We start from the raw sequence: 18,951 nt of genomic DNA, 5'->3' as shown, positions 1-18,951 counted from the left end.
CAAAAAGCAATGATCAAATGTAAGCGATCAAAATCAGTAAAAGACTGAATTTTAACAGTCGGTTGAAAAAAAGGCAGGGATCGCCCTGCCTTTTCTTAACTATTTATGAGCGGACGAAACGGTAATGAGAACCGAAGCGTTCGAATGCTGCTTTATCAAGCGTTTCTTTATGATCGGGGTGGGCAATTGAAATGAGCAAACGGGCTCTCTCCTGCAAAGTTTTACCGTACAGATTCACTGCACCAAACTCAGTTACTACCCAGTGTATGTTGGCGCGTGTACTCACCACCCCTGAACCTTCGATAAGGGTTGGAGAGATTTTCGACATGCCTTTATTCGTCACCGATGGCAAAGCAATAATGGGTTTACCGCCTTTTGAATGACCGGCACCACGTATGAAATCGATCTGACCGCCTACACCTGAATAATGGCGTATTCCGATTGAATCGGCACAAACCTGGCCGGTAAGATCAATGGCAAGGGCAGAATTAATGGCAGTCACCTTGGTATTTTTGCGTATCATGTGCACATTATTGGTGTGTGCAACATCCATCATAGCAACCATCGGGTTGTCGTCGATGAAGTCGTAAAGTTTTTGAGAACCCATAAGGAAAGAAGCTACCATTTTTCCCTGGTCGATCTTCTTTTTCCGTCCGGTTACCACTCCTTTTTCAACCAAAGGCAAGATACCATCGGCAAACATTTCGGTGTGAACACCGAGGTCCTTGTGATTACCCAACTGCGCCAAAACTGCATTGGGGATTCCGCCAATACCCATCTGCAGGCAGGCACCATCTTCGACCAAAGCAGCTACATTGGTACCAATCGCAACATCGGTTTCCGACAGTTCGCCCATATCGTGGGTGTAAAGCGGTGTGTCGTCTTCCACAAAAAAGTCGATCATGTCGGTCGAAATGATGGCATCGCCCCATGCACGAGGCACATTCGGGTTCACTGCGGCAATCACCACATCGGCATTTTGAACTGCCGCAAGGGTTGAATCGACCGATGTTCCCAAAGAAACGAAACCGTGCTTATCGGGAACCGAACACATGATCATGGCCACATTCACTTTCAGATAACCTTCTCTGATCAGCTTCTGCGTTTCACTTAAAAAAACCGGAATATAATCGGCATATCCTGCCTGGGTTTGCTTTCGCAGGTTACCCCCTACAAAAAATTGTTCCGAATGAAAAGTACCTTCAAATTCGGGATTGGCAAAATCGACCTGGCCTTCGATGTGAATGTGCTGAATGGTTACATTCTTAAATTCCCCTCTCCGACCCCGCTCAACCATCGGCTTAATGAGTGCGTGGGGCGTAACGGCCACACCGCTTAGATGCACTCTGTCGCCCGACTTGATCACTTTAACTGCTTCTTCGGGGGAAACAAAATTGATTGCTTTCATAAGTAACTGGTTTCTCTATTTGGTATAACAGCCCGCAAAAATACGATTCGGGGAATGGTGGCAAAATGTAATTTCAAATTATTAGCGCAAATATTCGAACCTTCAAATTAACTTAACAAATGCAGGTTTTTACATATCTTCATTTGACTGGAAATTAATTCTTTATCTGGTTTAAATAAGGACAAGGAAAGGTGCTATTTCTCAGTTGAGAAACCATCAAAGCGCCTGCTGGTTTTTATCAAGCTGATGACAGCAATGATGGCAAAAAGCAGCATTTTTCTGGTCGATGTCTTCAACATAAGTACTCGAACGCATCACACAGTCGGGTGTCAAACAATGAAGCAAACCATAGGCATGACCCAGTTCATGAAGTATTTCCTTTTTAAAGCGTTCAACAGCCAGTTTTTGATTGGGCGGCATACCGTAACGATCGTTTTTTAAGCGGTAGATTGAAGCAATAGCTACGGCTCCGTTTAATCTGGCCTGTCCAAAAATATAGGTAAGAATTGGTATGAAAAGGTCCACATTGAAAAGGCCAATCGTTTTTTCATCCTCAGGTGAGATTAGCGTTTCAATTTTTTTCAGCAGTAAATCGCCATTGTACTGACGTCGGGATGGCTCATAATAGGCTATCAGATCGATGTATCCGTCTCTGATGGTCACACGCCGGTTAAGCTCATGAGCAACAATACGGGCCAATTCATCGAGTAATGATTTTTCAAAATTGCCCAATGAATAGAGGGTGATATTTTGCTTCTGATCCAAAGGCAGCTTCCTTATTTTTGAGTATTTTTCAAAGCGTATTTCTTGATTTTATTGTAGAGTGTCACCCTGTCAATTTTTAATGCTTTGGCTGCTCTTGAAATGTTCCAGTGATATTTATCGAGGATCTGGGCCACATGTTTTTTCTCATTATCATCGAGGCTTTCAACATGCGTACCCGGTACTTCACGCCCCAGTGGCAGGTCTTTCACCCTGATTTCGCTGCCATTTCCAACCACAATGGCGCGTTCAATCATATTTTCAAGTTCACGCACATTGCCCGGGAATTCAAATTGTTCGAGCCTTTGCAAGGCTGCTTTATCAATGCTTACCAGGTCGCGGCTCATCGATGTGCAGTACTTTTTTATAAAATGATCCACCAGAAGCGGAATGTCTTCCGTCCGTTCGCGCAGAGGAGGAATGCAAATATTCACAACATTCAGGCGGTAATAAAGATCTTCACGGAAAATTCCCATCTCAACCATTTTTTTCAAATCGCGGTTGGTAGCACAAATCACCCTGAAATCGGATTCGATCTCTTTGTTGCCACCCACTCTCATAAACTTCTTACTTTCGAGCACCCGCAATAACTCAATTTGCATTTTTATGGGAATGGTACCAATTTCGTCCAGGAAGATGGTTCCGTTATCGGCCATTTCAAAACGTCCCTTTCGATTGTACATGGCACCGGTAAATGCCCCCTTTTCATGACCAAATAATTCACTCTCGAGCAGCGATTCCGACAAGGCACCGCAATGAACACTCACCAGCGGAAAATATTTTCGGGCCGAGTTAAAATGTATGGCCCTTGCAATGAGCTCCTTCCCTGTCCCGCTTTCACCAGTAAGAATGACCGATGAATTCGACTGAGCCACCTGTTCTACTTCTTTTAATACTTTTTGCATGGCCTCGCTGTTGCCAATCAGGTCTTCGACATTTTCGAGGCTTACCACCCTTTCTTTCAACGAGGCATTTTCTTCACTCAGCATAATTTGTCGTGATGCATTGTGAATCAGGTGCGATAATTCGTCAGGATCGAAAGGTTTGGTAACATAATCGTAGGCTCCATCTTTCAATGCCTGTACTGCTGTATTTACCGTGGCAAATGCAGTCATCATAATTACAATGGTCGCTTCATTGAGTGTTTTTATTCGCCGCAGCATCTCCAGTCCGTCCATTCCCGGCATTTTGATATCGGCCAGCACAATGTCATACAACTTCGATTCCAGCATGGACAAGGCGGTTTTGGCATCTTCGGCACAGGCTACTTCGTAGCCATCTTCGATGAACCAGTTTAACAATGAGTCGCGTACCGACTCCTCGTCATCGACGATCAGTATTGAAATTTTTTGGGCCATATTATGTCGTTTTTAATCCAGCTAAAGGCAGCGAGATGCTCATGGTGGTACCCTGCCCAACTTTTGAGTTGACTTCTATTTTACCGTTGTGATTCTGTATGATACCGTGTACAATTGCCAAGCCCAGACCGATGCCACTGGTTTGGTGTTTGGTTGAGAAAAAAGGTTCGAAAATATGGGGAAGATCATTTTCATCAATTCCGCTTCCTGTATCGCTCAATGAAACAAGCAAGGAGTTGGAATCGGGGTTACTTGTACTCAGCATCATCTCACCATTGTTACCAATGGCTTCGATGGCATTGACCAGCAGGGCCACAAAGGCTTGTTTGATTTGCCCCTGATTGCAGGAAATCAAATCATTCCCGGCTTTAAAATCGCTTACAAAGGCAATGTTGGCTATTTTTACTGAGTGAGCCACAATCTTATAGGTTTCCTTCAAAATTATGTGGATATGATCTTCTTCAAAACTATCCTGTTCTTTGCGTGAAAAATCAAGGAGGCCTTTTACAATATCACCACATCGTTTGGTTTCGTTTTCAATGAACTTCAGATTTCGCAGTATGGACTCCCGTTTTGGATGTGGCACCTCACTATTTACGAATTGTTTGGAAATAAGTTTGGCGTATACCAGGATCCCTGAAAGCGGGTTGTTCAGCTCATGAGCTACCGAAGCCGATAATTTACCCAGCGAAGCAATCCTTTCGATATGTATCAGTTCGTTTTGTGCTGCACTCAATTCTTCTGATTTTTTCTGCACCTTGTACTCCAGCTGCTGCGACCAGTTTTCCAATTCGATATTGGCAGCCTGCAATTTATCGAGCATGTTATTAAAAGCCGAAGAAACCATTTGAATATCTGACAGCTCATTATTCTTAATCTTCATTCGCTGGGTATGATCACCATTGGCCACCGCCACGCTGGCATCGATCAGTTTACTAAGTGGTTGCTGAATGTTTCGACGGGTAAAATAGATCAGTAAACCTGTTAACAAGCCCGTAATTAAAATGGCCAGTATAAAAAACTCAGACGATGATCGACTGACTGCATTGTCGAGATCATCGAGCGGAGCCTTGATAATGAGTGCACCCAGCACTTTTTCGTCGGCACTGTGATAATGACAACTGCTTGTATAACACGATGGCTGGTTGAATACAGGAGAATGAATCAACAACTGCCGATGATCGGTATCACTCAAATTCATATCGCATCCACTTTTCATGTCAATAATGCGGTACGATTTTTCGACACCAGGAAACATTTCGGCCAGGTTAGCATGACAGCTGATACAGTCGGGATCGCTGTGTCCGGCATTTTCGGGCGAAAAAGATGTATAAACCAGCTGGTTGTTATGATCATAAAGATTCACCTCGTCGATTCCTGACATGGTATTGATAATATCGAGTGTATTTTGCAATTCACTCTTATCATTTTCGAGCATGGAGTGATACAATGCTCCTTCAACAATCGAACCTACATTGTTTCCATTTTGCCTTATCACCGTTCGAAGGTATTCACCATACACCGAACGAAAAATAGCACCAAATGAAAGAAACATAATAACCGACATGGCAGCTATAATGAAAACAACCCGGCCGTACACCGACGACCGGATTTTTATGTACCTGTTTAAAGCAGGTAGAATGATTTTTCGTTTGATGCGTTGTATCATAAATTCAACTTAGGCACAATTTATATTGTTCAAATTTTGCAAAAAAAGCCGACATCTGCCTTACTTTTATTCAAAACAAACTAAACTGTTTCAAAGAATCAATAAAAATAGTGCGTTAGCTGGTCTTTGCCTGCTGTTACACTTCATTCATAAATTGCTTCTGAAACTCATTCCAGGTTGGTTCAGGCAAAGCATCGAGGGCCTGAGCAATCACTTCTCCCCCATCCTGCATTACCATCTGAAACTCGGGATCGGCAAACTGCTTTGAAGAAGTGATCATGAAGGTTCTGATTCTTTCCAACTCGCTGCTTACCCACTTTACTGCCTTTGATCCAAATATAAGCTGCTGTGTTTCAGCCTGCCAGTCAGATGGCTCAAGCTCTGTCAACCAGCCTTTTCCATAAGGATCGCTTTGCAACACCTGCGTTTCCTTTTCGATTTCAAGATTGTTCTGCTTAACAATACCGGAAACTGGTGCCAAAATATTAAGTTTTCTTTTCCCGTTGACAATGGTTGCCATCAGGTCGCCACGCGATAGGTTATCACCGGCAGCAGCACTGAAAATGACTTCTGTTTGGCCGGTTAAATTCATCAGCAGATGGTTGATACCAATACGTGCATTTCCTGTTTTTTCAAGAAAGGCCCAGGTGTGATTTCGGCCAAAAAAGAGTCCTTTTGGTAAATGTGATAAAATGGTATCACCCAAAAAACTTTCGGCTGCTACAAGTTGCTCTCTTATTGCTACTTTCCGGTTCAGAAGTATTCCAAACGGAATGAGCAGGAGGAAAAAAAAGATGGTAATGATGTATTCGATCCCCTTGGTTTCGAATAAATTATGATAATAGAACTGATCCATAATTATTTGTTTTATTGTTTTATTTACTGGTTTTTTGATTTACGCAGAACTGGCATTCGGCGTACGATCCAGCGGAATACCCAAATTTCGATAAAGATGATGGTGAGCGTAACTACTATTTCCTGCCAGGTAGGCACATAACGAACTGCTGCATCCCACTTGTAAGCAATCATTGACACATTGAGTCTGTTCATCAATATTCCCAACAAGGTAAGTATGGCTGCAATTTTAACCAGCAGGGTACTTTGCCTGCGATAGCTGACAAAAAACAGCACCATAGGAAATACCACAAAACCAGCAACTTCGAGAAGAAACCACAGACCATAGCCCGTATTTAAATAAACCCAGTTTTGTTGATGAACAAATACAATGATGGTCATGAACAGGTATACAAACATAGTGCCTGCCGCAATGCGAGCCAGTCCCAGCAATATTTCCCGATAAGCGTGATGATCGCTGACTTCCAGCTGATCGGAGAACACACGATGGCTGATCGATCCCTCAAAGATAATCAGAGAAAAGCCTGCAAAAACGCTTGAAACCACAAACATAATCGGCAGATAAGGATTATACCACAAAGGATGGATTTTTTCGCTGGCCATTAAAAACAAGGCGCCAATACCGCTTTGGTGAAGTACCGAAAGTGTTATTCCAAAAATAACAGCCCCCAGTGTCAATGAAGACAATACTTTTCTTAGTTTTTTGGCATTGAGCCATTCGGCAATGGCCGGTGAAAATTCAAGAAACAGTGCCAACATATAAAGTAGAAAATGCCAGCCAACAAGAAAGAGGACTGAACTTACACCATAATTATTTCCAATGATCACATTGATAATATTCAATGGACGTCCCAGGTCGAGCAACAAGGCACCTGAATAAAACAAATATGCCAGAAAACCGTTGAGCACGGTTACTCTTACAATGGGTTTGTATTTTTTTAGATTCAGAATATGAACCATAAAAACCAGCACATAGGCTCCTCCGGCAAAGGCCACACCGGTAACCACATCAAAGGCGATCCACAAGCCCCATGGAACATCCTGGCTTAGATTGGTCACCGAACCAATACCCTGTGTAAACCTTATATAAATAACATACAGGCCCAAAAGGATGATCGGTACACTGATGATGTTAAAGGGAGTGAATATTTTTCCCTTAGGCTTGAGCTCATTCAGGAAAAATTTCCATCGTCCGACAGGTTTTTCCTCTTGAATTACAGTATCATGGGTAGTTAAATTGATCATGGTTTATTCCTCCTTGTTTTGGTTTTTTATTTTGGTAGCTCCGTGTAAACCCAGCAAAAGCGCAGGCAACATGATATCAACAGGAGCAATCGACGAGATAAAGCCTTTGGTCAGGGCGGGATATGAACTTTGCCTTATGTTGACAGGCAGACCCAGTTCTTCGAATGGCACAGGAGAAAGATACAGCCAGCCGGTACCTCCTGCTTCGTCTTCTCCGTAGATATGATTCACATACAGATCGGGATTTTCAGCAATACGGCGATGTGCTTCAGCCAAAAGTTCTCTTCGTGTTCCATATTGAAGCGCTTCGTTTGGACAGTTAAATACACAGTTGGGCAATTCGCCTTCCTGAGTAAGTTCAAAACACATGTTGCACTTTTCAATTTTTGGATTGGTGCTGTGGTATTCAAATTTAGGCATATCGAAAGGACAGGAAACCATACAGTAACGACATCCCATGCACTTATCCTCACGCCAAATTACTGGTCCTTCAATGGTTTTATGCATGGCTTCGGTCAGGCAGGCAGCGCCGCAGGCGGGGTCGTTACAGTTCATACATTGTGTTTTCATGTAAACGGTTCCCTTCGATGTTTCGAATGCATTGACCACCGTTCGCTGTGCTTCATTCGTTTTGCGCACGGTTCCAACTTCGGCATAATCTTCGGGATAAGGCAGTCCGTGCGCATCGGCACAATCAATTTCACAGCCGCAACACCCCTTGCATCGTGCTGCATCGTATAAAATTCCATGAAACTCCTTATCGGGCAAAGTGCGTTTATTTTCAGCTTTTAGCTGACTGCCGGTTGCAAGTGCCACACCGGTAACGCCCAGCATTTTAAAAAAACTTCTGCGTTTGATATCCATAACTTCAGGTTTAAATGGTAATTCGGTTTTAGTTACTTAGCACAATTGATTGAGAAATTGTTCCTGAAAATCTTCCCACACATCGGGCCCCATTTCTCCAAGAGCTCCTTCAACAATTGCCCCACCATCCTGAAGTACTACATAAGCAGGATGCTGATTTCCACGTGCCATGGCTGCAGCCAGCAAATCTTTTAAACGGATCATTTCCTGCTCAATCCACGATTTGTAACGCTCAGCCAATGAAAGTACTCCCAGCTCGCTCAACCAGTTTGCCGGTTCAATCAGATAAATCCAGCCTTCTTCATATGGTGAACGGGTCAAGGCTTCTGCGTCACTAAGCAAACTAACATTTACACCTCTGATAGTCCCTGATACCGGAGCATTAACAGTTAACTTTTTGCCGTCGCGAATGAGTGTGAAGATTGGCTCTCCGCGCCTGATTTGTTCACCTTCATCCTTCATCATAATACGTGTAAACGAACCAGTCACATGGCCCAGAAAATCATCAATTCCCATTCGAACTTCTCCATTCCGTTCCATAAACACCCAGGTATGCGTTTTATCGAAATAGATTCCTTTGGGTACATTCATGGAGCCTGCCTGAATAAGCTCGTTTTCATAAAGTTGATTCGAGTTTTCGCGACTGCTTATTTTTCTCCGACGGCGTAGCAACAATTCAAAAGTCAGAATGGCAACAATACCTCCCGCAATAACTATCAGCCACCATGGGAAAGCGCTTCTTTGATCATTTTGAATTCCGACTGAAGTCAGGGGTGCCAATGCATTCAATTTAGATGGCATTTCGGCATAGGCCAGCTCATTGATGCCTGCATCCAACATCGCAGCTTGCCCTTCGGTTAGCATCCATTTGATTAAGGCAAGCCGGCCTTCATCAACTGGTTTTGAATTAGCAGCCACATAGATGTTTCTTACCAAACCGTGTTGATACTTTCCAATCCATACGCCGCGAATAAAATCGTTGTAGCTGCTGTAAATATTTTCAATTTTCTCAAGTTGTCCATTGTTGTTGGCATCGATGGGCAAGAAGGCAATGCCAGCGGGAAGTTCATGTTGGTCAGCAATAAGATCAGCCAGCTTGCAAAAAACAATCGCTGCTTTCTCCTGCTCCAGTTTGCTTTTAAGTTCCTCAATGCTTTCTACTGTGTTCATTGACAAATGATTCTCAGTCATCCAGTCATGCTCCCCTAATACCTGCATTGTTTCCTCTTGCAGATACACCACGACCGATTTTTTACTTTCATTGCCGAGTAAAGTACCCCAAACCTGCTTTTCAGGATCATTGGCAAGATCAGACAGCCTATTTGCCGGAATTCCGTTTTTTCTAATGCTTTCAAAATACGGATTGCCGGTACTAATTACAGGAACAATGATATCACGACCAATGACCATTTTCCATTCGTGTGAATAACTTCCAGACTGACTATCTGCCATCAGATATACAGCATTCTCCAGATTATCTTCAGAAACATTGGTCGATAATTCAGCACTAAATTCTGAAGATGATTGATTAAAACGATTCAGCACTGCTTGTGCGAAGGATTGCATTTCCGGTGGACTTACCAATATCACTGGTTTCGAAACACTGGCATCCACCTCAGGGCTTTCACTGCTGTACAGTTGCATACAGAGCGTTAGCATCACGGTTAAAAGTACTTTTGTTTTCATTATTTTTGTTTTTTAGGTGTTTTAAATCTTTAAAATTATTTACGCTTGAAACACGGGCATCCAACAACAATGCCAAACTTTATAACAATCTCTTTATGTGAACCATACAATCATTGACTTGAAAATTTAAACACCCCAAAGTGTTGCATTTATAAACACCTACCTTACATACACGGGCTTAATTGCTGTATTTCTTTACTTTACGCGTTTGTTTAATTTTACAACACCTGTTTAATTTTACAACATGCCATTATTATCACACTGATTTTCTTATACTTATACTACCTAAAACAAATCATTCATATTGATAAACAGTAGCGATCAATATTACTTTGCATTGACCACGAACCTGCACGATACAAAAATTTTATATGCTGATTAACCATAAATAATATTTGCATTTAATTTTTTATTAATTTTATACGTCGATAAAACTATTCACCCGAAACATTATGAAAAATAGTATCTTCATAATTGTCTTCTTTTTATCAGGCTTTGCCCTCAAACAAGCTCTTGCTGATGACAATGTCTTCATTAACAACTTTGTAAACAAACTGCAGAAGTCTTTAATGCATGTACTTTCTTTCTCTGCATTATATGCAATGAGCAAGCTGGTAGATGCCGAAAGCATAATGCGCTCTCCTGACTATTCGATTGTTGGTAGTCTTAGTGGTTTCAAATCCAGACTTTCATTTGGTTTTCGTTCTTTGTATCAAAAAAACAGAACCGAAATGATTCTTCAACAATTTGAAACCAATCCATTTTGGAAAATACGTCCTCACGATCCTGCTAAATTAGTGCTCTGTCATTATTGAGAAACTGAAAATCATTGAAGTTAAAAACCAGTGATCCCTTTCCTCAAGTACGAAAAACAAACAAAAACATGTTGAATTACAAACCATGAAACAAGCCATGATCTGCTAACTGATCGATCTCCAATACAATCTATTCTTCGGCCGACTTATGGCTGCGTTTCATTTTATTCCTTAAACTCTAAATGAAATGCGATGAAATTTTTATTAATTCCCCTTCTTTTTCTGTCTTTGCTCTTTGCCGGAATGGCATCGGCGCAAAGCACCATTTGGTCAGAAAATTTTAATGACCCCTCAGATGATGGTATTGGTGCCACAGGCATAAGTGAAGAAAATCCGCCCACCATTACTGCCCCTTCCAGTGGAAAATGGAGTGTCGATGTGAGCAATTGTGAATTGACAGCTACTGACGACTACTTCAAAGTAAAAAATCAGGTTTTTATTGCCCGTGATATTGACGGCAAACAAGGCTCAAATGGCACAGGCCAGGGTGCCGTCTGGACTTCTGAAGCCATTGACATTAGCGCCTACAGCAACGTTTCCATTTCACTGGATGTAGGAAACAAAAAAGGCGGCCTTGAAAGTGCTGATTTCATCAAAGCATCCTATCAAATCGATGGCGGCTCAATTACTACTTTCGGACATGTCTACGATGATTTCAGCAGCCAGGCTTTTTCTGCTTCCGGTCTCGAAGGCAGTTCCCTCATCCTGTTTGTTGAAGTGGATAACAACGCCGAAACTGAAGAAATCTATTTCGACAATGTAAGCGTAAGCGGCAGCTATGCCTTACCAGCCATCTACTGTCCGGTTGGCTTACTCAGTTCGATGGGCTATGTCGAAGGCAGCGGTCCAGGTACCCCGGCTTCGTTTCAGTTTAGTGCTGAAAACCTCACCCAGGCCTTGGTGGTTTCTCCTCCTGCCAATTATGAGATTTCGTCCGACGGCAGCAGTTTTAGCACTGCTTCAATTGAACTTACACCCCTTGACGGACATGTTAATGAAACCACCTTCTATGTACGACTGAAAGCCGGATTAGCAACAGGCAGCTACAGTGAGTCAGTCACACTTTCGTCGCCAGGTGCAACAACACAGGAAATTGAATGCCAAGGAAGTGTAATTACTGCAAGTCCTGTGCTTGTAATCAATGAAGTGGATGCCGACTCCTATAGTTATGACATTGAAGAATTTGTAGAACTCTACGACGGCGGGCGCGGCAACACCCCGCTTGACGGTTATTGTATCGTATTCTATAATGGAGATACAGATGTCTCCTATAGTTCTTTCGATCTTGATACTTATACGACCGATGAAGCCGGTTATTTTGTGTTGGGAAATACTGCAGCAAATAATGTTGATCTGATTTTCAGCAACGGTACACTTCAAAACGGGGCCGATGCAGTAGCGCTGTATCAGGATGATGCGGCCAATTTACCTGTAGGCACACCACTTAGTATTGTTAACCTGACAGATGCCCTTGTTTATGATAACGGGCAGGCCGATGATCCGGGACTGATGGTGCTTCTTAACGAAGGGCAAGCCCAAATCAATGAAAACATGCTGGGAGCAGGTCCTGAACATTCAATCCAACGAATTCCCAATGGAAGTGGCGGACTAAGAAATACAGCTGCTTACTATGCTGCAAGCCCCACCCCCGGCACAAGAAACTTCGATGCAGTGTGGTTGGGAAGCACCGACAACGATTGGAACACTGCATCGAACTGGTATCCTCAAACACCACCATCGAACGGGAAGGTTTACCTGCCGGCCGGATGCGCAAATTATCCCCAGCTCACCACCAACACCGCGCTCACTGAAATGACACTGGAACACGATGCCCAGCTCAACGGGCAGGAGTATCTGCTTGCCTCAACAACACTGGTCCTGCTTCACGACATCACTGCAAGCAGCGATAACGAAACACTGAATCACTGGCAGTATTTTTCAGTTCCATTTCAGGGATGTGTCAGCAGTGATCTTTTAAGTGACAATGCCAGAATTGATTTATGGCTGGCCGAATACAACAACGACCTGAATGCCAACATCGATCTGGCATGGAGCTTTATTTCTTCTCCTGTTCATCAGCTCACATTGGGAAAAGGGTATGCAGTTACGTATACTTACGACAACAGCGAAGAAGGCAACAATGTATCGGGCAACAAATACAAGCTCAGGCTGCAAGGCACTCTGCTTGATGTTTCTTCCCCGCTAACGATTCCCCTGGCGATGCAGCAAAACAATTACAACCTTGTTGGCAATTCCTACCTTTCTGTCATCGACTGGTACGATTACGAGCACATCAACCATGAAATTGTACAGGGGCGTACGGCCTATATTTACGACCCTTCGGATGGCACTTATGCATCGGTTTCGAGCGATGGCACTGGAGGTGGCAACACAGCCAATGGAGCCACCAACAGAATCGCTCCACTTCAGGGTTTCTTTGTAAGTGCATTGAGTGCCGAAGACCTGGTAATACAAAAAGAAGCCAGAAGCAATAACACAAGCACCTTTTTTAAGTCGGAAACACTTGATGCTGTTCTTTCTATTGAAGTAAGACTGGACAGTCTCAGCGACGAAACGCTTCTGGTGTACAACAACAACGCCACTCCTGAATTTGACCCGTTCGATGCCTATAAGCTTCTATCGAACAATACAATAAGTCCTCAGATATACAGCATTACGGATAACATGGAGCGATTGGTTTTCAATCATACCAACATGCCCAACTTGCCTGTTAAGCTGGAAGTAATCACAAACAGACCAGGCAACTATCAAATGTCGATAAAACAATCCGGAGGAATCTTTCAGCAACAATTGGTATTGCTGAGCGACGAGGAAAATAATACCATTGCCCTCAACAATGAAAACTATCGCTTTAGTGCACCATCAGGAAACAAGAAACATTCCTTCATGCTGCACTTTAAAACTACCGGAAGCGGCATTTCACCTGAGCTGAATCAACCTCTTGTTTACCTGTCGGGAAAGCATCTAGGTGTAAAGAATATCGAAAAAAACAGCTGCATAGAGGTTTTTTCGCTGATGGGAAAGAAATTGATGCATGTTAAAACTTCTGATGCAGAAAGCATCCTTGAATTGCCCGGATTTTCTGGCTGGTTGCTTGTACATATCAGTAATGCTCAACAAGTCTCAACGCACAAAATTTTTGTACCCTAATTGAAAACTAAAAAAATATGAAAACAATAATTCTACTCTATATCATTGTGCTAAGCGGATCAATCAATTTCCTCAAGGCACAACCACTGCCACCGTCGAATCCCGACGGGAGTCCGGTACCCTTAGCCGGCATTGGTCTTCTTCTGTTCATTGCAGGTACCTTTTTAATTGGATTTCATAAAAGCAAAAAATCTAAAAAGCAATAAAATGAAACGAATTGTATACATAACAATGGGGCTTCTGCTTGTAATGGTGCCAGTTCGCGCACAAATACTGATTACGGGAGTAATCGACGGCCCACTGTCGGGAGGCACTCCCAAAGCCATTGAACTCTATGTACTCGAAGCCATCCCCGACCTCAGTGCAGTTGGCATTGAATCGGCCAACAATGGTGGAGGCAGCAGCGCCCCTGAAATGCAACTGAGTGGAAGTGCCCAGGCAGGCGACTTTATCTACATTGCCAGTGAGCAGGTTAATTTCAATGCATTTTTTGGTTTCGAGCCACACTTTACCAATAATGTCGCATCGATCAACGGAGATGATACAGTGATTTTATATTTCAACGGCAACATAGTAGATTGCTTTGGTGAAGCCAATACCGATGGCACAGGAGAAATATGGGAATATCTTGATGCCTGGGCTTACCGTAAACCGGGAACAGGTCCCGATTTCGAAATATTTGATCCCGGCAATTGGAATTTCAGCGGAATCAATGTACTCGATGGAGAAATCAGTAATGCAACGGCAACTGTCCCTTTCCCTCTAAAATCCTACACACCGGCAGTACATCCACCTTCAGCCCCAAGCAACCATGTTCTTAATTTTTCAGCATCTGCAGTTGTCATGACGGCCAACTCGATCGAACTGTCATGGGATGAAAATGATGGAGAACAGCCTCCTACCGCCTACCTCATCAAGGCTTCTACAGCCGAGATTGATTTACCTGTCGAAGGCGTGTTGCCAACCGATGATACTGAACTTAGCGATGGAAGTGCTAATGTAAGTGTCGATCATGGCACATCGGCGTACACTTTTACCAGGTGTACACCGGGCACCACCTATAACTTTTCGATTTTTCCTTATTTACAAACATCCGATACCATAATTTATAAAGCCAAAGATGCACCACGGGCAAGTGCAACAACTCAAAACAGTACAGCACCTCCGGTTTTTTCACCCGAAGCTGGTGTTTATGCCGATTCTGTTTTAATAAGTATCAGTAGTACCACAGACGACGCAGTGATCTTCTACACACTCGATGGAAGCATCCCTGATGAACATTCATTTAGCTACAACCCCCCATTAAGAATCCATCAAAGCTGCTGGTTATCTGCCATTGCCGTTGCAGGAAATGATACCAGCGACATGGTGGTGGCATATTACGAGATTACTAACACACCCATCGTCCTGAACCCGGTTATTTCTCCTCCAGGTGGCGAATTTTCCGATTCAATACTAATAAGCATCAGCTGCGAAACACCTGGTGCTGAGATCTATTACACACTCGACCAAAGCCAGCCCGCTGAACAATCGCTACCCTATGCCGGAAGTTTTTACATTAGTGAAACACTGAGCATCAAAGCAATAGCGATAAAAGAGGGCATTTCGAGTGAGGTTCAAAGTGCTGATTTCTATCTGAAAGAAGCGGTAGCTCCCATTGAAGTCAATTCAATTGCTGAACTCAGATCGGGCGATACCGACGGACGTAGCTATCTCTACAGTGGTGTAGCTATAATACTACATGCTGTGCAGTACCACAATCAGAAATACATCAGAGATGAAAGCGCTGCAATACTGATTGACGATCCGGAAGGAAAATTGGGTGATCACTTTGTCGCGAATGATGCGCTTAACAATATCAGCGGATCACTCATCGAGCTATATGGTGTGCTTGCGTTGGTTCCCGACAAAGAAGCCTCCATCATTAAAGATCATCAATTAACTGATGCTCCCCTTGAACTGACAATTGACGAGTTGAAGGATAACCCACTCGATTATGAATCCAACCTGGTGTTGCTAAAAAATGCTGAATTTTCGTCTTCAGGAACCTTTGCTTATAACAATGACTATCCGCTTTTCATCAATGGAGAAGAACTTGTTATGCGTGTTCATTTTGAAGATACAGCGATCGATGGTAGCACTATTCCTGAAGGAAAGGCAGATCTTACAGGCATTGTAATATGGCACAACAATGAGTTAAAACTGGCCCCTCGCAGCACCAATGATATCAAAAATGCAAGTTCGGCTGATCAATTTGGCAATCGTTTCCATATTACGATGCACAACAAGGACATCATTATCAATCATCCCGACCAGCAACAATATCGGCTCAGCCTTGTAAATACCGAAGGTCGGATGCTGCAGCAAATCAATACTAGCGGAACAAGCAGCAACATAGGCATTGAGCAGCCAGGAATCTATTTAGTACTTATTCAGCAAAATGGTAAAAATGTATGGACAAGAAAAATTAGCATCGTCCCCTAAAATAGGAAACGAGGGTTTTGCCTCACTAAGATATGATGAAATTAAAGTATTATTGCTGAATTAATCTTTCGAGTTCTTCCAATTTCGTTTGGGCAACTTCATCATTTGGCTTAATACTTAGCGCCTTGCGGTAGAAAAACTTTGCAACATTGTAATTTTTTGCCGTCAAGGCTTCGTTGGCCTTTTGAATGGCTGTATCGTATTCGCGGTTGGCTACTCTCGAGGCTGTTGATTGTGCAAGTCGCGACACCACCAGCAGACGTTCATTAACATAAACATCGTCGCTTTTAATTTCCTTCGCCTTGCTGTAATAAAAGCGAGCCACCCCAAAATCACCGGTTTCGTATGCCTCATCGGCCTTTTGAATGATTTCCCGAAATTGATTTTCATCAACGCTGCCCCCCCTTATTTTTTGATCGACCAAGGCTATTTTTTCACTGGCAAGCCGATCACCAGAACGCAACGCCAAAGCCCGACGGAAATAAAAACGTGCAATTCCCCACTCCTCGGTTTTCATAAACGATTCCCCCAGGCTCATCGCCTCATTATAGGCAGCTTCACGATCACCGCTACTCAGATTATCAAGATTCGAAAAATCAATTTGATCAAGTGCCGAAGACGTGGCAGTTTCCATGGTTTTACTATAAAGAATCGATTCGATCCGGTCGATCTGTGTCAGGGGATATTTCTGCCCGGGAATAATGAGCAGCGCCTGTTGATAAAGTGAACGTGCTGCTTCGTAGGACTCCTTGTCAAAAGCCTGATCGGCCAGCTCAATGGTATGTTCAAAATCTCGTTTTGACTGAGCAAGCCTTTTCTGCTCGTCCATCTCCCGCGAAAGAATTCCTCTTATTAAAGAAATCTGTTTATTGGGATATTCTTCGCGTGGTTTTATGGTAAGTGCTTCCTGATAAAGCGAGATGGCTGCTTCGTAAGCTTTGGAATCAAGCTGTTGATCTGCCTTGCTGATTAAATCATTATACTTTCGATTGACTGCTTCCTGTTCTTTCTCTGCAGCCAGCAACTCGTCGATGGCTTTAATTTTCATCAAAGCATATTTTTCATCTTTGATCAATTCATGCGCTTCAACATAAAGTGCTCTTGCCGGCTGATAGGCTTCATGATTCATTTGTTCCTGTGCTTGTCGCAGCAGTTTGTTGTATTCTTCACCCCGCAGCTGAAGATCAGCCAGTATCTCATTAATAAGGCGGATTTGGTTTTTGGGATAAAACTCATAATCTTTTACTGTAAGAGCCAGCTCGTAATACTCAATGGCATCGCGATACATGCGCTCATTAAAGAGTCGGTCGGCTTCTTCAACAGCATCATTGTATGCACGGGCACGGGCAGCTCTCAGTCTTTCCATTTCGGCCGCCTGCTTTTCCTTTGCCATTTTCTGCGCCAGACTGTCGTCAGTAAGTAGTTCATTAATTTTCTTTACCATGAGTATGGCCAGACTATTTTCATCAATCTGTGTAGCGGCTTGTGCATAAAACTCCCGGGCGTCGGCCAGATTTTGCTGAAGAAAAGCCTTATCACCCAGCTCGGTGAGTTCTTTGTATTTTGCGCTACGGCTCAAATACACTTCACGTTGATGAGCCACTTCGGCCATGGCCAGATTGTACAGTTTTTCGACTTCCATCGAGGCATTGTATAATTTTGCTTTTAGCTGCTCATCGTTGGGCTTAATGCTTAAAGTCGCATTGTATGCCACCTTGGAAACAGTATACTCTCTTTCTTTAAAACTTTGATCTGCATAATTCAACAATTGGGTGAAATTCTTCTCCGACGGTGCCCCAAAGGCATCAATCAGTTCATCTTCGACCATCTTTTCATACATCTGACTAACCATTTGCCGGGGAGCAGTTTGCCAGGGAAATATCAATAAAGCATCGCGAAAACCATTCATTGCTGCTTCATAATTTTTCTGTTGGTAAGAAGTATTGGCCTTTTTTATCAGTTGTTGATATTGGTCCTGCTTGTTCTGTTTGCTTTGCTTCTCGTAATTTTCGCTTGTCAACTTTACTTCGCTCAGAATTTTTCTAACATCCAACAATTCGGCTTTTGCTTCCTGTAGTTTTACCACATCGAAATTATCAATCCGGGCATTGTAGGCAATCTGACCTGTTTCCTCTGAAAGGGACTGAACACCCGGCACTTTGCGATAAAGCATCACAGTGATTTGATAAGGCGGGAATTCACAGTCTTCCTCACAAATTTCGGGAGGTACATGTGTATTAATTTCGATTTGTTTGGGGTAGAAATCATCCTTCATAAAAGCAAAGCGATAAGCGTGCTGAAGCTCAAGCCCAATTCTGAAATTTCCGGTTCGGTTTACGGCAATAGTATGTAGCAGGCCACCGTCGCGGAAAACCTGAATAGTTGTCCCATCGGTTATCCCCTGCTCTACCTGCACCTTTCCGGTAATATAAAAACGCCCTGTTTGTTGGGCATTAGCATTTACTGAAAAAACGAAGCAAAAAAATATGCCTAGTAACATTCGATACATATCACCTTTAACCAGTTCACTTAGCTCTATAAATTTAGGCTTATAGTGGCCAAAAATCAAACAACATTGTCAAAAGATTTTGTTAACATGTAACAATTCTAAGCAAATTAATTCAACTATCATCA

The 18,951-nt window shown here is 43.0% G+C and carries 13 protein-coding genes; 4 read left to right on the top strand and 9 right to left on the bottom strand.

The genetic code is table 11. The features are described 5' to 3' along the window. Nucleotides 1-103 precede the first annotated feature (103 nt). The 8 genes from FHS86_RS11290 to FHS86_RS11255 all read right to left on the bottom strand — a co-directional run bounded on the left by FHS86_RS11290 (nt 104) and on the right by FHS86_RS11255 (nt 9,847). Complete coding sequence (locus FHS86_RS11290) at nt 104-1,408, bottom strand: acetyl-CoA hydrolase/transferase family protein (protein WP_429413363.1); 1,305 nt, start codon at nt 1,406-1,408, stop codon at nt 104-106. Between the two features lie 216 nt (nt 1,409-1,624). Further along, nucleotides 1,625-2,173 carry an archaemetzincin family Zn-dependent metalloprotease gene (locus FHS86_RS11285; protein ID WP_429413361.1) on the bottom strand — a complete coding sequence of 183 codons (549 nt, stop codon included), beginning with the start codon at nt 2,171-2,173 and terminating at the stop codon, nt 1,625-1,627. An 11-nt stretch (nt 2,174-2,184) separates the two neighbouring features. After that, the gene (locus tag FHS86_RS11280; protein ID WP_429413359.1) at nt 2,185-3,528 is read right to left on the bottom strand and encodes a sigma-54-dependent transcriptional regulator; all 1,344 of its coding nucleotides are present in this window, start codon (nt 3,526-3,528) and stop codon (nt 2,185-2,187) included. A gap of 1 nt (nt 3,529) precedes the next feature. Next, entirely contained in the window at nt 3,530-5,197 is a 1,668-nt protein-coding gene (locus FHS86_RS11275) for an ATP-binding protein (RefSeq protein ID WP_429413357.1), read from the bottom strand. Between the two features lie 136 nt (nt 5,198-5,333). Then, nucleotides 5,334-6,053, bottom strand: a complete 720-nt coding sequence (locus tag FHS86_RS11270; protein ID WP_429413355.1) for a glycine cleavage system protein H — start codon at nt 6,051-6,053, stop codon at nt 5,334-5,336. Nucleotides 6,054-6,076: 23 nt separating this feature from the next. Beyond that, a complete protein-coding gene (nrfD, locus tag FHS86_RS11265) occupies nt 6,077-7,297 on the bottom strand; it encodes an NrfD/PsrC family molybdoenzyme membrane anchor subunit (protein WP_429413353.1) in 1,221 nt (406 codons plus the stop codon). Nucleotides 7,298-7,300: 3 nt separating this feature from the next. Beyond that, nucleotides 7,301-8,161 carry a 4Fe-4S dicluster domain-containing protein gene (locus FHS86_RS11260; protein WP_429413351.1) on the bottom strand — a complete coding sequence of 287 codons (861 nt, stop codon included), beginning with the start codon at nt 8,159-8,161 and terminating at the stop codon, nt 7,301-7,303. A gap of 36 nt (nt 8,162-8,197) precedes the next feature. Continuing rightward, the gene (locus FHS86_RS11255) at nt 8,198-9,847 is read right to left on the bottom strand and encodes a glycine cleavage system protein H (protein WP_429413349.1); all 1,650 of its coding nucleotides are present in this window, start codon (nt 9,845-9,847) and stop codon (nt 8,198-8,200) included. Nucleotides 9,848-10,299: 452 nt separating this feature from the next. Here FHS86_RS11255 and FHS86_RS11250 point away from each other — a divergent pair, with 452 nt between their 5' ends. The 4 genes from FHS86_RS11250 to FHS86_RS11235 all read left to right on the top strand — a co-directional run bounded on the left by FHS86_RS11250 (nt 10,300) and on the right by FHS86_RS11235 (nt 16,317). Next, the gene (locus tag FHS86_RS11250) at nt 10,300-10,662 is read left to right on the top strand and encodes a hypothetical protein (RefSeq protein ID WP_429413347.1); all 363 of its coding nucleotides are present in this window, start codon (nt 10,300-10,302) and stop codon (nt 10,660-10,662) included. A gap of 192 nt (nt 10,663-10,854) precedes the next feature. Further along, nucleotides 10,855-13,833 (top strand): lamin tail domain-containing protein, encoded by a 2,979-nt coding sequence (locus FHS86_RS11245; RefSeq protein ID WP_429413345.1) that lies wholly within the window; start codon nt 10,855-10,857, stop codon nt 13,831-13,833. A gap of 17 nt (nt 13,834-13,850) precedes the next feature. After that, the gene (locus FHS86_RS11240) at nt 13,851-14,039 is read left to right on the top strand and encodes a hypothetical protein (RefSeq protein WP_429413343.1); all 189 of its coding nucleotides are present in this window, start codon (nt 13,851-13,853) and stop codon (nt 14,037-14,039) included. 1 nt (nt 14,040) lies between these two features. Further along, nucleotides 14,041-16,317, top strand: coding sequence for a chitobiase/beta-hexosaminidase C-terminal domain-containing protein (locus FHS86_RS11235; RefSeq protein WP_429413341.1), 2,277 nt, complete (start codon nt 14,041-14,043; stop codon nt 16,315-16,317). Between the two features lie 49 nt (nt 16,318-16,366). On the opposite strand, the gene FHS86_RS11230 is transcribed toward FHS86_RS11235, so the two are convergent. Further along, nucleotides 16,367-18,817 carry a hypothetical protein gene (locus tag FHS86_RS11230; protein WP_429413339.1) on the bottom strand — a complete coding sequence of 817 codons (2,451 nt, stop codon included), beginning with the start codon at nt 18,815-18,817 and terminating at the stop codon, nt 16,367-16,369. Nucleotides 18,818-18,951: the final 134 nt, after the last annotated feature.

The sequence above is a fragment of the Roseimarinus sediminis genome, assembly GCF_050433125.1.
Classification (GTDB): Bacteria; Bacteroidota; Bacteroidia; order Bacteroidales; family Prolixibacteraceae; genus Roseimarinus; species Roseimarinus sediminis.
This window is presented reverse-complemented; position numbering and strand designations above follow the sequence as displayed.

Coding starts and splice junctions, on each gene's coding strand:
- FHS86_RS11290 (WP_429413363.1), bottom strand. CDS start 1,408: ATGAAAGCAATCAATTTTGTTTCCCCCGAAGAAGCAGTTAAAGTGATC.
- FHS86_RS11280 (WP_429413359.1), bottom strand. CDS start 3,528: ATGGCCCAAAAAATTTCAATACTGATCGTCGATGACGAGGAGTCGGTA.
- FHS86_RS11275 (WP_429413357.1), bottom strand. CDS start 5,197: ATGATACAACGCATCAAACGAAAAATCATTCTACCTGCTTTAAACAGG.
- FHS86_RS11270 (WP_429413355.1), bottom strand. CDS start 6,053: ATGGATCAGTTCTATTATCATAATTTATTCGAAACCAAGGGGATCGAA.
- nrfD (WP_429413353.1), bottom strand. CDS start 7,297: ATGATCAATTTAACTACCCATGATACTGTAATTCAAGAGGAAAAACCT.
- FHS86_RS11260 (WP_429413351.1), bottom strand. CDS start 8,161: ATGGATATCAAACGCAGAAGTTTTTTTAAAATGCTGGGCGTTACCGGT.
- FHS86_RS11255 (WP_429413349.1), bottom strand. CDS start 9,847: ATGAAAACAAAAGTACTTTTAACCGTGATGCTAACGCTCTGTATGCAA.
- FHS86_RS11250 (WP_429413347.1), top strand. CDS start 10,300: ATGAAAAATAGTATCTTCATAATTGTCTTCTTTTTATCAGGCTTTGCC.
- FHS86_RS11245 (WP_429413345.1), top strand. CDS start 10,855: ATGAAATTTTTATTAATTCCCCTTCTTTTTCTGTCTTTGCTCTTTGCC.
- FHS86_RS11240 (WP_429413343.1), top strand. CDS start 13,851: ATGAAAACAATAATTCTACTCTATATCATTGTGCTAAGCGGATCAATC.
- FHS86_RS11235 (WP_429413341.1), top strand. CDS start 14,041: ATGAAACGAATTGTATACATAACAATGGGGCTTCTGCTTGTAATGGTG.
- FHS86_RS11230 (WP_429413339.1), bottom strand. CDS start 18,817: ATGTTACTAGGCATATTTTTTTGCTTCGTTTTTTCAGTAAATGCTAAT.